Here is a 12,813-nt window from a genome sequence, read left to right on the forward strand (position 1 = left end):
AGGGACACCATGAGCACCCCCCACCACCACCGCCACGACCACCCGGTTACCCCCGAACCCGACCACGCCGGGCACGACATGGCCCAGCACTGGCATCACCGCGGCACGGGCCTACACGGCCCGGCGGACGCTCCGCCGGGCGGGGACCGTCATGGCGGCTACGATGCCGAGCAGAGGGCGCACGAGGGGCATGCCCTGCCGACCGCCACGCACACCGGCCATGACATGACCGGGCACGGTGAGCACGACATGGCGGGCCACGAGCACCACGACCCGCACGCGGGGCACGACATGTCGGGTCACGGGGGCCATGCGGGTCATGGTGATCACGTGGGGATGTTCCGTCGGCTGTTCTGGATCATGCTCGTCCTTGCTATCCCGACGGTGCTGCTGAACGGGATGTTCGCTGACCTGCTCGGCTATGCGCTGCCGGACGCGGCCTGGGTGCGGTGGGTCTCGCCGGTCCTGGGCACGGTCATGTACCTGTGGGGCGGGAAACCGTTCCTGACCGGAGCGATCGAGGAGATCCGGGACCGCAAGCCCGGCATGATGCTCCTGATCGGGATGGCGATCACGGTCGCCTTCGTCTCCTCGCTCGGCGCCAGCCTCGGACTGCTCTCCCACGAGCTCGATTTCTGGTGGGAGCTCGCCCTCCTGATCGTGATCATGCTGCTGGGCCACTGGCTCGAGATGCGCTCCCTCGCGCAGACCTCCTCCGCGCTGGATTCCCTGGCCGCGCTCCTGCCCGACCAGGCCGAGAAGATCGAGGGCGAGGACATCGTCGCGGTTTCCCCGGCCGAGCTGCAGCTCGGAGACGTCGTGATCGTGCGACCCGGTGGCCGGGTCCCGGCCGACGGGGAAGTCATCGATGGTGGCGCCGACGTCGACGAGTCGATGATCACCGGCGAGTCCAGCCCCGTGCGTCGCGAGATCGGTGATCAGGTCGTCGCCGGCACGGTGGCCACGGACAACGCGCTGCGCGTGCGCGTCACCGCGATCGGTGAGGACACCGCCCTGTCCGGCATCCAGCGCCTGGTCGCCAACGCCCAATCCTCCACGACCCGGGCCCAGCTGCTCGCGGACAGAGCCGCCGGCTGGCTGTTCTGGTACGCGCTGATCGCGGCGATCGTCACCGCGATCGTGTGGACAGTCGTCGGGGTGCCCGAGAGTGCACTGGTCCGCGCGATCACCGTTCTGGTCATCGCCTGCCCTCACGCGCTGGGTCTGGCGATCCCGCTGGTGGTGTCCATCTCGACCGAGCGGGCCGCGAAGGGCGGCGTCCTGGTCAAGGAGCGCGCCGCCCTGGAGCGGATGCGCACCATCGACACCGTCCTGTTCGACAAGACGGGCACGCTGACCAAGGGCGAGCCCGCCCTGAACCACGTCACCACCGTCGGCACCCTGGGCGAGGACGAGCTGCTCGCGCTGGCCGCCGCGGCCGAAGCCGACAGCGAGCACCCCCTCGCCCGGGCGATCGCCGCCGCCGCCGACGACCGCCGGCTCGACGTGCCGCGCGCCACCGAGTTCCAGTCCACCACCGCGGTCGGCGTCAGCGCGACCGTGGACGGGCGCACCGTCCAGGTCGGCGGACCCAACCTGCTGGCCGAGCACGGTCACCAGCCGCTGCCGGCGACCGGGCCGTGGTCCGCGGACGGAGCGATCGTCCTCCATGTCCTCCTCGACGGGCAGGTCACGGGAGCGATCGGCCTGGCCGACGAAGTGCGCCAGGAATCTCGCGAGGCCGTCGACGCCCTGCATGAGCTGGGAATCCGCGTCGTCATGATCACGGGCGATGCCCAGCCCGTTGCCCGCGCCGTGGCCGGCGAGCTCGGTATCGACCAGGTCTTCGCCCAGGTGCGCCCGGAGCACAAGAGCGAGAAGGTCCTCGAGCTCCAGCGCGACGGACGAGCCGTGGCGATGGTCGGCGACGGCGTCAACGATGCCCCCGCCCTCGCGCAGGCCGACGTCGGCATCGCGATCGGTGCCGGCACCGACGTCGCGATCGCCTCCGCCGGCGTGATCCTGGCCTCCGACGATCCCCGCTCGGTACTCTCGGTGATCCAGCTCTCCCGTGCCAGTTACCGCAAGATGAAGCAGAACCTGTGGTGGGCTGCCGGGTACAACATCGCCGCCGTTCCGCTGGCCGCCGGTGTCCTGGCGCCGATCGGATTCGTACTGCCCATGTCGGTCGGCGCGATCCTGATGTCGTTGTCCACTGTCGTTGTGGCCTTGAATGCGCAGATGCTGCGCCGACTGGATCTGACCCCTGCCAAGAGCGCGGCGCGCCTGGCCGGCCGCGAGAGCTCGACCTCGGTGTCGACGACCCAGTCTTCGAGCCGCGCGGGCTCGGCCAGCTCCCGGTCGGACTCGAGCAGGACCTCCACGGCGCCCAGGAACGGAGATCAGACTGGAGCCCATGAGGAGTGAATCGGCTCGAGCTGCAGCGACGGTTCTCGTTGTCGAAGACGAAGTCGCGCTCTCGGACGTCGTGCAGGCATACCTCGTGAAGGCCGGCTACGCCACGGGGAGCGCGCGAAGCGGTCCGGAGGCGGTGGAGGTAGCCCGCGCCTTGTCACCGGACGTGATCATCCTCGATCTCGGCCTGCCTGGCCTCGATGGCTTGGAGGTGATGCGGAGGATCCGCGCCTTCTCCGACTGCTACGTGCTGATCACGACGGCGCGATCAGAGGAGGTTGATCGCCTGGTGGGCCTGTCGGTGGGTGCGGATGACTACCTCACCAAACCGTTCAGCGTGCGTGAACTTGTCGCCCGGGTCCACGCCGTGCTGCGGCGGCCCCGCGGCGAGCCCGGGGCCGCTCCTTCGGGGACCGTGCGCGCATTCGGAGAGCTTGAGCTCGATACGGCCGCCCAGGAGGTGCGGCTCGCTGGCCAACCAGTCCCGCTGACCCCCACCGAAAGGGGACTGCTTATGACCCTGGCCCGTCGGCCGGGCCAGGTCTTCAGCCGCCACCAGCTGATGGAAGCCGTCTGGGGTGATACCTGGATCGGAGATGACCATCTCGTCGATGTGCATATTGCCAACCTGCGACGAAAATTGGACGAGACAGCGGGTTCGGCACGGTATGTCACCACGGTCCGCGGTATCGGGTACCGGATGGGGAAGGGGTGAGGGCGTGACTGATCCCCGCTCATCGGCCAGAACGATCCGCCCCGGCACGAGCCTCGCCTCACGTTTGATGATCGGCCAGCTCATCGTGCTGTGTGCCGGCGCCGTCAGCATCACCGCTCTGACGGTGATGATCGGACCCGCCGTCTTCCACTATCACCTGCTCCAGACTGCTCTTCCGGTGGGCAGCGCTGAGATTCTGCATATCGAGCGCGCCTACCGTGACGCCCTCGCCCTCGCCCTGGGGGCCGGACTGGTGGTCTCCCTCCTAGCGGCAGGCCTGGTCACCTGGAGACTGGCGCGACGACTCCGGCAGACACTCCACCGCCTCACCCTGGCCGTGGACGAACTCTCCCGAGGCCACTACTCCACTCGGGTGCCCGCCCTCGGTGCGGGAACCGAGCTGGACTCTCTGGCCGCCACGCTCAACGACATGGCTGCACGCCTAGATGCCGTCGAAGAGAATCGCCGCCGGCTGCTCTCTGACCTCGCCCACGAGCTACGTACTCCCATTGCTACTCTCTCGGCACATCACGAGGCGATGGCTGATGGTGTCATCGAGCCGGAGGCGGCCATGCCCATCCTTGCCGGTCAGACCATACGCCTGTCCCGGCTGGCCGACGACATCAGCGAGGTGTCCCGTGCCGAAGAGGGACAGCTCCCGGTGGAGCTGCGGCCCACGTCGGTCCGCGACCTGCTGGACTCAACACTCCAGGAATGGGAGGAGAGGTTCGAGGCAGCGGGTGTGGCATTGCGACGAGATTTCGTTATGCGCCGCTCCCCGATCATTCACGCCGACCCGGACCGCCTCGCCCAGGTACTCGGAAACCTCCTGAGCAATGCCCTGCGGCACACCTCGCCCGGGGGCGCCGTCACTCTCTCAGCGCTCACCACCGGCGACGTGGTGGAGATCGCGGTGTCCGACGACGGTGAGGGTTTCACCGCGCGTGACCAGGCGCGGCTGTTCGAACGCTTCTTCCGCGCCGACAGCGCTCGCACCCGCGAAAACTCCGGCTCGGGAATCGGCTTGACGATCAGTCGCGCCCTCGTGGATGCGCACGGCGGGACCATGGCTGCCGCCAGTGAGGGGCCCGGGCGGGGAGCCGTCTTCACCATCCGGCTTCCTCGAGCGACCGTTGAACGCTGATCCTCGAGAGCAGCACCCTTAGACGATCGTGGTGAAGGTGCCGATCTGGACCTGCAGGAGCGCCATCCACTGCTCCCACACCCCGGAGACCAGCAGCAGCCCGATGGTGATCAGGACGGACCCGCCGACGATCTGGAGCGTGCGGCGATGCCGGGACAGCACTCTGGAGATTCCTAGGGCGCGCCGGAACACGAGGGCGAAGAGGATGAACGGGATCCCGAGCCCGATCGCGTAGCCGAAGGCGAGGAGGGCGCCGCGGCTGGCGGATGCCTCCCCGAGGCTGAGTGCGGCGACTGCGGCGAACGTCGGGCCGATGCACGGGGTCCAGGAGAAGCCGAACGTGATCCCGAGCAGCGGGGCGCCGGCGAGTCCGGCATCGGGGCGCTTCCGGATCCGTTTCTCACCGGAGAGGCGGGGGAAGATTCCCACGAACACCAGGCCCATGAGGATCACCAGCACTCCGGAGATCCGATTGATCGCGCTGGTGTACTGGATCACCAATGACCCGAGTGCACCGACGAATCCGCCGATGATCAGGAATACCGCAGTGAACCCGGCGACGAACAGCACAGCGCCGGTGACCAGGCGCCATGGCCGTTCCCCGGGATCGCCGGTGCGGGGCGGCCCGGCGCTTCCTCCGGTGAGCCCGGTGATGTATCCGAGGTAGCCGGGGACCACCGGAAGCACGCACGGCGAGAGGAACGCGACCAGACCGGCCACCATCGACAGCAGCAGGGCTGCGGCCAGGGGTCCGCTCAGCACGGTGGTGGCGAACAGTTCACCCATCAGGCGGCCTCCGCTAGTACGGCATCCAAGAGGCTCTCTAGGGTGCTCTGATCGGCTGCGCCCGCGATCCGGGCGGCTACTCGTCCTTCAGCATCGAGGATCAAAGTCGTGGGGACGGCGTTGGGCGAGACGCTGCCGTCCATGGACGCGATCACCGCCCCGTCGGTGTCGGGGATCGAGGGGTAGGTGATGCCGAAGGTCTCCTCGAACGCGGCGGCTGGCCCGGCCTTGTCGCGCGTGTTCACGCCCACGAATTCCACTCCCAGGGCGCTGTACTCGGAGTGCACGGCCTTCAGCGCCGGTGCTTCGACCCGGCACGGCGGACACGACGCATACCAGACGTTGATCAGCAAGGGTGCACCGCGCAGCGCCGTGGAGTCGAAGTCGTCGCCGTCGTAGGTGGTTCCCCGAATCTCCAGAGGATCGGCGCGTCCCTCCGGGGGGATCTCGACGACGACACCATCGCCGGAGACGTACCCGGCGTTCGCCTCACTCGCCGCATCCGAAGAACCGCTGCACGCCGCAAGAAGGGGCGCGAGGACGAGCAGGCTCCCGCCCAGTCGGAGCGTGGTCCGACGACTCAGGCGTGGTGTCACGCTCCGCCCAGTTGGGCCGACCACCGAATGCCAGAAGGCGGACCGGGTGCTTCGCCTGCTCACGTCAGCTGGAGACTGGTCAGACAGGTCAGATCATCCTCCGCCTGGGTCGAGATGGACGCGGTCCCTGTGACGTCCTCGAGGGCGCACGTGAGCTCCGCGGTGATCCCGCGCGGCAACCAGAAACCGACGAACCCGTTGTCGTGCGTGGTGCGAGTGCCCTCCTCAAGGACCTCGCCCGAGCTGCTGTCGACCACGCTCACGGTGAGCTCGCGGCTGCGCAGTTCTCCGCGGCACGTGGTCAGGCTGTGGAAGGCGCACTCGTGGGTGGTCTCGACGAACGGGGCCACCGACAAGTAGAACTGGTCCTCGGGAAGGGGCAGCTCGGCCTCGCGCCCTGCATCGTCTTGGAGCTGCAGAGACGTCGCGGTGACGCTGGCGATCAGATCCTGCGGTCGCTCAGCCACCGGGAGCGCCTCGAGCCGGTCGATGATCTCGTGCGCGTCCGCGTCGGCGAAGCCATGTTCCTGAAGCAACTCCTGATCACCCGTGATGGATGCGGGCTCGGCCCCGCCGGCCCCGCAGCCGGCGACCACGAGCGGGAACAGGCCGGCACCGAGCACGAGCGATCGGCGCGGCAACCGGCCGGTGCGACGACGGGGCCTACCCCCGGAGGAGGCGAGCGCACCTCGAGGGCTCGACGGGGAGTTCATCACGCAGGCTCGATCTCGCTCTCGACGACCCACTTGTGGTTCGTCATCATCATCCCGTCGGCTTCGTAATCGACCATGTACACGGTCTCCTCGGTGGCACTGTCGATGGTGGCCTCAGCACCCTCCATCCCGGTCATGTGATCGGCGGTGATGACCACTTCGGTGCCCTCTGCCAGCGGTGCCTCGCCCGGGTTCTCGAGCTCCTCGTGAACGACCCACTTGTGGTCAGTGACCGGCTCACCGCCATCGGTCGGCGTGAAGCTGACCGAGTAGGTCGTGGTGTCGAAGGCGCCCGAGATCGTCGCCGTCGCCCCCTCCATGCCCTCCATGTGGTCCGCCGTGAGCGTCACCTCCGTGCCGACCGGGAACTCGGGATCCTCCGCAGACGCCATACCTTCGGGCGCAGGGCCGCCATCCATCGGGTGCTCCATGCCGCCGTGGCTGCCTCCATCGGACGCCTCCGACGCTTCTGACTCGCCCGGCGTCTGACCCTCCTCAGACCCGCTGTCGGTGCAGCCGGCAAACACAATCGCACCGGTGACGACGACGGCCGCGAGACGGCCGAGAGAGCGACGAGAACGCATGATTTCTCCTAGTCAGAGGACACTTGGCACCAGCCTATGACCCCTAGCCTCGAGATTTCACGGGGGTGTGGTCTCGCCCGACGGACGGCATAAAGAAAGGTGCTCCTGGCCTGGGATGATGCGGGGTGTTGAGTCTCGTAATCCCTGGCCGGAAGGAGCACCTTTCAGGTGTCCCACCCTACCTTGTTCTTCTACCCCCGTCCGCGCGTGGACATCGCTGAGGTCCCGGCGGCCGCGCATGCGGGCGCGGTGCTGCTGACCGGCACGATCCACGCCACCGGCCTCGCCCCTTCGCTGCGTGAAGCTCTGGATCCGTGGACGAAGCCACTGGCCGAGCATCACGCCTCGAAGGTCCTGCTGGACCTCGCGATGACTCTCGCGATCGGCGGCGAGCACGCTTCGGATACTGATCTGCTGCGATGCGAACCGGGACTGTTCGGAGACGTCGCCTCGGCCCCAACGATCTCCAGGAACCTGACCACGCTGGCCGAGGACGCCCCCGCCGTGGTCGAGGCGATCCCCCAGGCCCGCCGCATCGCGCGGGAACGGGCCTGGGCACTGGCCGGCGACCACTCCCCGGTCCGCAGGGTCAGTGCGCAGAATCCGCTGGTCATCGACCTCGACGCCACCCTGATCAACGTCCACAGCGAGAAGGAGCAGGCTGCACCGACGTTCAAACGCGGCTTCGGTTACCACCCACTGTGCGCTTTCCTGGACCACGGCAGCGAAGGAACCGGGGAACCGCTGGCGATCCACCTGCGCCCCGGCAACGCCGGTTTCAACACAGCCGCCGATCACATCACCATCACCAGGCAGGCCCTTGCGCAGCTCCCGGCTGGTCTGCTCTCCTCCGGCGGAAGGGGGTCGAAGAAGGTCCTGATCCGCACCGACGGAGCCGGTGGCACCAAGGACTTCGTCAAGTGGCTGACCGGGCAGCGTCTGGCCTAATCAGTCGGGATCACCCTCCCCGCGAACACTCACGACCTGCTGGAACGTATCGATGAGGCGAAGACGTGGACTCCTGCCTACGAAACCGACACCGACGGGATCCGCGACGGAGCATGGGTCGCGGAACTGACCGGGCTGCTGGATCTTCACGGTTGGCCGCCCGGGATGCGGGTGATCGTGCGGAAGGAACGTCCTCATCCTGGGGCGCAGCTGCGGATCACCGATCACGAGGGGAGGCGCATCACCGCGTTCGCGACCAACACCCCGCGCGGCCAACTTCCCGTGCTCGAGCTGCGACACCGCCGCCGCGCACGATGCGAAGACCGGATCCGCAACGCCAAGGACATGGGCTTGATGAAGTTCCCGCTGCAGGGCTTCGCGCAGAACCAGGTCTGGTGCCAGATCATCCAGCTCGCTAGCGAGCTCGTCGCCTGGATGCAGACCATCGCGCTGACCGGCCATGATGCGCGGAAGTGGGAGCCCAAACGGCTCCGCGCACGGCTGTTCGAGATCCCCGCGACCCTCGTGCGCCGCAGCCGGCACAACCTCCTCCACCTCGCCCAGCACGCTCCCGAAGCCCGCACCGTCCTAACCGGCGTCAACCGGCTCCGCATTGCCGTCGCGCAGACCTGATCCGGCAAGGCCGCCCGTCCCTACGACCAGCAGCATCTCTTCTCGGGAGTGGAACCCGACCGCCCGCAACGGACACTGCGACGATCTGTCATACCCGAATGCCAGAATCAGCAGCTGAACACCGGCAACGACGCCGACCGCGACCGCTCACCAGCCCGATGAAAGATCGAGGCTAGATCAAGGTCTCCTCAAGGTCAGATCTTGACTTCTTGAGCACAACGTTGGCCAGTCATTCCGCATTGCCTCCAAACGAGTGGTCTATCCGCTTCCGTCCTTCGGGGGGCGATGGCTAGGGTCGTCAGGACGGGCCGGCATCCGCCGGTCCGTCCGGAACGAGAAGGAGCAGGATCATGACCCATCACGTCGCATCAATGCTTCAGACCTACCCGAAGGACCTCGGCACCATCGACCAGCAGAAGCTCGCCGAATGCATCGAGGCCTGCTTCGAGTGCGCCCAGACCTGCACCGCCTGCGCGGACGCCTGCCTGGCCGAAGACATGGTGGCGGAGCTGACCCAGTGCATCCGCCTGAACCAGGACTGCGCCGACGTCTGCGAGACGACCGGCCGGGTCCTGTCCCGTCAGACGGGCAATAACGTCGCCCTCAACCGTGCACTGCTCGAGGCATGTCAGGCGGCGTGCCGCTCCTGCGCCGAGGAGTGCGAGAAGCACGCCGGCATGCACGAGCACTGCAAGGTCTGCGCCGACGCCTGCCGACGCTGCGAGCAGGCCTGTGCAGAGCTGTTGGCCTCGATCAGCTGATACCGCTGCCTCTGCACGTAGAGGGAGCCCCGACCGTTGGTCGAGGCTCCCTCTGCGCGGGCGTTGCGACCTGCGGTCAGCGGAAGGTGACGAAGGTCGGCGAACCCCAGATGGTGCGCTCGCTGACGGAGCCCTTGCTGTTGCCGGCGTCGATCACCGTGTTGCCGCCCGCGTAGATCCCGAGGTGGCCGGGCCACACCACGAGGTCGCCGGGCTGGGCCTCGGACTTCGAGATCGTGGTGCCGGCCGCGACCTGCTGCGACGAGGTGCGGGGCAGGTCGATGCCGGCCTGCGCGTACGCGTACGAGGTCAGCCCCGAGCAGTCGAAGCTGACACCCGGCTTGGAGGTCCCCCACGAGTACGAGACCCCGACCTGGCTGCGCGCGGCGTCGACGATCGTCTGCTGAGAATTCGTCGCAGAGTGCGCCGGAGCCGGAGCAGACGTTCCGCCGGTAGAGATCGAAGCGCCCCCGCCGTTCAGTGCACCGCGGGTCTGCGGGCCCACGACCCCGTCGATCTTCAGGTCGTGCGAGCGCTGGAAGTCCTTCACGGCCCCATGGGTGAGCCGACCGAACTTGCCGTCCACGGACAGTGAGGCACCGTGCTCGTTCAGTGCCGTCTGGAGCTGCTCCACGGCAGAACCATGGGAACCCCACCGCAGCTTCTCGGCCCCCAACGCAGACGTCGCATGTGCAGGGGCCGGCGTCGCCGGCGCGGCAGCCTGTGCAGTAACGGCAGGTGCAGCGGGCAACGCGGCAGGGGCGGCCTGTGCGGGGCCCGCGAGCAGCGCGGATCCGAGGACGACCGTGCCGAGCACAGCGGCACCGCCCGTGCCCCGCAGAGCCCGACCAGCGATCCCTACGGGCGTGACTGCTCGGCCGACGGCCCGATGGGTGTTGTTCTGGGACATGGTTCTGCTCCTTAAGTTCCCCTCCTCGAGACGGGAGGGAGTCGATGACTTCGTCAGTGCCACAGCGACAGCGGAGCGAGCAACGAGGCGACGGCTCATGTCGTGGGCGGCGAGATCAACCTACGGCCCTGACCAGCCCCACAGAACAACGATGGGAGGGTCCACCGAAGGATTTAGCCGATCCTTGACTCCACAGCCGTGCATACCCCCGGGGGGTAGGGATCGCCTTTGCCTTCGTTGGGCAGACTGTGGCTTAGGTGGAGCACGACGCCTCACGGGTCGGCGATCCCGACGTCAGCGCGCCAAGGCGTAGCTTTCCTCCTGGCGGGCTGCGGAGATCACCGGCACGGGCGTCTCGTGCTGGCCCTCACCCCTGTAGGGAGCGGTGCGCTGCCCTCGGCGACTTCGGCGACTTCGGCGGCGAGGACCGGGCCGACTAGGTCCAGACATCGAAGAGCACGCGAGGAAGCAGCGCGATGAGAATCGCGAGCGCCACGGCGGTGTTTCAGATCATGCTCCGGCGGCCGGCGGCCGCGGCGGGTAAGGGCGAGTGCGTCGAGGGTCGACCGCATGCCATGATTCGGCTCATGGCAGTTGCTTCGTTGGGGTGAAGCGCCCTGGGTTCCGTTCCGAGTCTCAGCAAGGAGAATCGGAGCATGCCCAAGAAGTTCCGTCCAGAGCTGCGTGACCGTGCCGTGCGTATGGTCTACGACCGTCAGGTACGCGAGGGCGGTCCCCGTGCAGCATCGATCCGTGCGGTCGCCCCGCAGCTCGGTGTCGGCGAGGAGACCCTGCGGATCTGGTGCAACCGCTACGGCCCCACCGAACCAGCCGGCCCGGGAGAGCCGCTCGAGGAGGAGAACCGCCGGCTCCGGCGAGAACTCGCCGAGGCGAGACGCGCGAACGAGATCCTGAAAGCCGCCTCAGCGTTTTTCGCAGCGGAACTCGACCGCCCCACGACGAAATGATCGCGTTCATCGACATGCATCGCGAACAGTTCGGGGCCTGGGCCATCTGCCGCATCCTCGGTGCGACAGAATGTGGGTTCATCACCTCCCGCGGATACCGCGCCTCCAAGAACAGGAATGCTTCCGCGCGCAGCGTTCGGGACGAGATCCTCATAGAGGAGGTGCAGCGGATTCACCAGGAGAACTACAGCGTCTACGGGGTCCGAAAGATGTGGCACGCCATGCAGCACGCGGGATGGGACGTCGGCCGAGACCAGGTCGCGAGGCTGATGAAGATCGCAGGCCTCCAGGGCGTTCGCCGAGGCCGTAAGCCCGTCACCACCCGCCCCGAAGCCGGAGACGATCAGCGTCCCGACCTCGTGGAACGGAGGTTCGTTGCGGACCGGCCGCAGCAGCTCTGGGTTGCCGATATTACCTATGTCCGGATACTCACCGGATTCTGCTACGTCGCGTTCATCACCGATGTCTTCAGTCGGAGAATCGTCGGTTGGGCGGTCGCACCCACCCTCCACACGGAGCAGCTGCCATTGCTCGCACTGGAACACGCGCTCCTCGCCACCGGGGTGAGCCGGAATGTGAGCGGATTGATTCACCACTCCGATCGGGGCAGTCAATACGTCTCTCTCGCCTACTCAGACGCTCTTCTCGCCGCAGGTGTGAAAGCGTCTGTCGGCACCGTCGGCGATAGCTACGATAATGCTCTGGCAGAGACGGTGAATGGCCTCTACAAGGCGGAGCTGATCTACTCCAAGCGGATCTGGGAGTCGGTCAGCGAGGTCGAGCTTGCCACGATGGGATGGGTCCACTGGTGGAACACGGCCCGGCTCCACGAAGCTCTCGACTACCGCACCCCAGCGAGCGTCGAAGCGTCCTACACTCACCCCACGACGACCGCGCCCGCGACCGTCTAACCACGGAACGAAACCCAGGACGCTTCACGCTTGCGGTGCACTACTGTGTGGCTCTCAAAAGACCCCCGTCCCCGAGGAGCGAGATGACCGCCTCTAGCCCTGCCGCCCATGCTGTTCCGCTGCCTGCCCGCCGCCCGGTGCTGGCCGACGCGATCCTGCCCCGCGCCACCGTGCTCACCGACCTGGCGCTCGTGCTCGCCGGCGCGGTGCTGGTCGCGCTGCTCGCGCAGGTCACGATCCCGCTGCCGATCGTGCCGATCACGGGGCAGACCCTCGGGGTTCTCGTCGTCGGGGCCGCGCTCGGAGCACGCCGGGGCGCCGCGGCACTGACGACCTACATGGGTGCGGGACTCGCCGGGCTGCCGGTGTTCGCCGGGTTCACCGGCACCATTGCTGCGGTGGCCACGCCCAGCTTCGGCTTCATCCTCGGGTTCATCCCCGCCGCGTTCATCGCGGGCTGGTTCGCCGAGCGGGCCTGGGACCGCCGCCCCTGGCTGGCGATGATCGGCTTCGTCGCCGCCAGCATCGTCCCGTTCCTGGTGGGGGTTCCCTACATGGCCTACGTCCTCAACGTCGTGATGGGCGCCGGCTACGACCTCGCCGGGATCCTCGCGGTCGGTGTCACCCCGTTCATCGCCGGGGGACTGGTCAAGGCCGCGATCGCCGCACTGGTGATCCCTGCCGCCTGGCGTGGGGTGCGTGCCCTGGACTCGCGCCGCTGAGGCAGAC

11 protein-coding genes, 1 pseudogene and 1 other annotated feature are annotated in these 12,813 nt (G+C 67.7%); of the genes and pseudogenes, 7 read left to right on the plus strand and 5 right to left on the minus strand.

Annotation, left to right across the window (positions count from 1 at the left end; genetic code table 11):
* Positions 1 to 9: 9 nt before the first annotated feature.
* The 3 genes from IOE58_RS02015 to IOE58_RS02025 all read left to right on the plus strand — a co-directional run bounded on the left by IOE58_RS02015 (position 10) and on the right by IOE58_RS02025 (position 4,274).
* Positions 10 to 2,427, plus strand: coding sequence for a heavy metal translocating P-type ATPase (locus tag IOE58_RS02015; protein WP_193864751.1), 2,418 nt, complete (start codon positions 10 to 12; stop codon positions 2,425 to 2,427).
* Positions 2,417 to 3,130, plus strand: coding sequence for a response regulator transcription factor (locus IOE58_RS02020; RefSeq protein WP_193864752.1), 714 nt, complete (start codon positions 2,417 to 2,419; stop codon positions 3,128 to 3,130). Before IOE58_RS02015 ends, IOE58_RS02020 begins: the two co-directional genes overlap by 11 nt.
* Positions 3,131 to 3,197: 67 nt before the next feature.
* Positions 3,198 to 4,274, plus strand: a complete 1,077-nt coding sequence (locus IOE58_RS02025; protein WP_193864753.1) for a sensor histidine kinase — start codon at positions 3,198 to 3,200, stop codon at positions 4,272 to 4,274.
* Between the two features lie 18 nt (positions 4,275 to 4,292).
* Here the strand turns inward: IOE58_RS02025 and IOE58_RS02030 are convergent, their stop codons facing one another.
* From IOE58_RS02030 to IOE58_RS02045, 4 genes are read right to left on the minus strand one after another with little or no spacing between them, the layout of a single operon-like run.
* Positions 4,293 to 5,060: a cytochrome c biogenesis CcdA family protein gene (locus tag IOE58_RS02030; RefSeq protein WP_193864754.1), complete on the minus strand. Its 768-nt coding sequence runs from the start codon at positions 5,058 to 5,060 to the stop codon at positions 4,293 to 4,295.
* On the minus strand, positions 5,060 to 5,656 hold the full coding sequence (locus tag IOE58_RS02035) for a TlpA family protein disulfide reductase (RefSeq protein WP_348981838.1): 597 nt from the start codon (positions 5,654 to 5,656) through the stop codon (positions 5,060 to 5,062). Before IOE58_RS02035 ends, IOE58_RS02030 begins: the two co-directional genes overlap by 1 nt.
* 59 nt (positions 5,657 to 5,715) lie before the next feature.
* The gene (locus tag IOE58_RS02040; RefSeq protein ID WP_228018479.1) at positions 5,716 to 6,369 is read right to left on the minus strand and encodes a CueP family metal-binding protein; all 654 of its coding nucleotides are present in this window, start codon (positions 6,367 to 6,369) and stop codon (positions 5,716 to 5,718) included.
* Positions 6,369 to 6,953, minus strand: coding sequence for a YdhK family protein (locus IOE58_RS02045; RefSeq protein WP_126988720.1), 585 nt, complete (start codon positions 6,951 to 6,953; stop codon positions 6,369 to 6,371). Before IOE58_RS02045 ends, IOE58_RS02040 begins: the two co-directional genes overlap by 1 nt.
* A 168-nt stretch (positions 6,954 to 7,121) precedes the next feature.
* Between IOE58_RS02045 and IOE58_RS02050 the strand changes: the two are divergent.
* Positions 7,122 to 8,534: pseudogene (locus tag IOE58_RS02050) on the plus strand (IS1380 family transposase).
* Positions 8,535 to 8,884: 350 nt separating this feature from the next.
* A complete protein-coding gene (locus IOE58_RS02055) occupies positions 8,885 to 9,295 on the plus strand; it encodes a four-helix bundle copper-binding protein (RefSeq protein ID WP_193864755.1) in 411 nt (136 codons plus the stop codon).
* Positions 9,296 to 9,371: 76 nt separating this feature from the next.
* On the opposite strand, the gene IOE58_RS02060 is transcribed toward IOE58_RS02055, so the two are convergent.
* Positions 9,372 to 9,929, minus strand: coding sequence for a C40 family peptidase (locus IOE58_RS02060; protein ID WP_311199655.1), 558 nt, complete (start codon positions 9,927 to 9,929; stop codon positions 9,372 to 9,374).
* A 932-nt stretch (positions 9,930 to 10,861) separates the two neighbouring features.
* On the opposite strand from IOE58_RS02060, the gene IOE58_RS02065 reads away from it, so the two are divergent.
* Positions 10,862 to 12,084, plus strand: a protein-coding gene (locus IOE58_RS02065; protein ID WP_193864757.1) for an IS3 family transposase whose coding sequence is annotated in 2 segments (ribosomal slippage) — positions 10,862 to 11,141 and positions 11,141 to 12,084 — 1,224 coding nt in all. Because the reading frame shifts where the segments join, the coding sequence is not laid out codon by codon here.
* Positions 11,131 to 11,233, plus strand: a sequence feature (AL1L pseudoknot). Its footprint overlaps the gene before it by 103 nt.
* A gap of 83 nt (positions 12,085 to 12,167) precedes the next feature.
* Positions 12,168 to 12,806 (plus strand): biotin transporter BioY, encoded by a 639-nt coding sequence (locus IOE58_RS02070; RefSeq protein ID WP_193864758.1) that lies wholly within the window; start codon positions 12,168 to 12,170, stop codon positions 12,804 to 12,806.
* The last annotated feature ends 7 nt before the right edge of the window (positions 12,807 to 12,813 follow it).

Origin of the sequence: Brachybacterium epidermidis (assembly GCF_015209585.1) — a bacterium.
Classification (GTDB): Bacteria; Actinomycetota; Actinomycetes; order Actinomycetales; family Dermabacteraceae; genus Brachybacterium; species Brachybacterium epidermidis.

Excerpts from the sequence above, each read along its gene's own strand:
- IOE58_RS02045 (WP_126988720.1), bottom strand. The coding sequence starts at position 6,953 with ATGCGTTCTCGTCGCTCTCTCGGCCGTCTCGCGGCCGTCGTCGTCACC.
- IOE58_RS02030 (WP_193864754.1), bottom strand. The coding sequence starts at position 5,060 with ATGGGTGAACTGTTCGCCACCACCGTGCTGAGCGGACCCCTGGCCGCA.
- IOE58_RS02020 (WP_193864752.1), top strand. The coding sequence starts at position 2,417 with ATGAGGAGTGAATCGGCTCGAGCTGCAGCGACGGTTCTCGTTGTCGAA.
- IOE58_RS02015 (WP_193864751.1), top strand. The coding sequence starts at position 10 with ATGAGCACCCCCCACCACCACCGCCACGACCACCCGGTTACCCCCGAA.
- IOE58_RS02040 (WP_228018479.1), bottom strand. The coding sequence starts at position 6,369 with ATGAACTCCCCGTCGAGCCCTCGAGGTGCGCTCGCCTCCTCCGGGGGT.
- IOE58_RS02055 (WP_193864755.1), top strand. The coding sequence starts at position 8,885 with ATGACCCATCACGTCGCATCAATGCTTCAGACCTACCCGAAGGACCTC.
- IOE58_RS02025 (WP_193864753.1), top strand. The coding sequence starts at position 3,198 with ATGATCGGCCAGCTCATCGTGCTGTGTGCCGGCGCCGTCAGCATCACC.
- IOE58_RS02070 (WP_193864758.1), top strand. The coding sequence starts at position 12,168 with ATGACCGCCTCTAGCCCTGCCGCCCATGCTGTTCCGCTGCCTGCCCGC.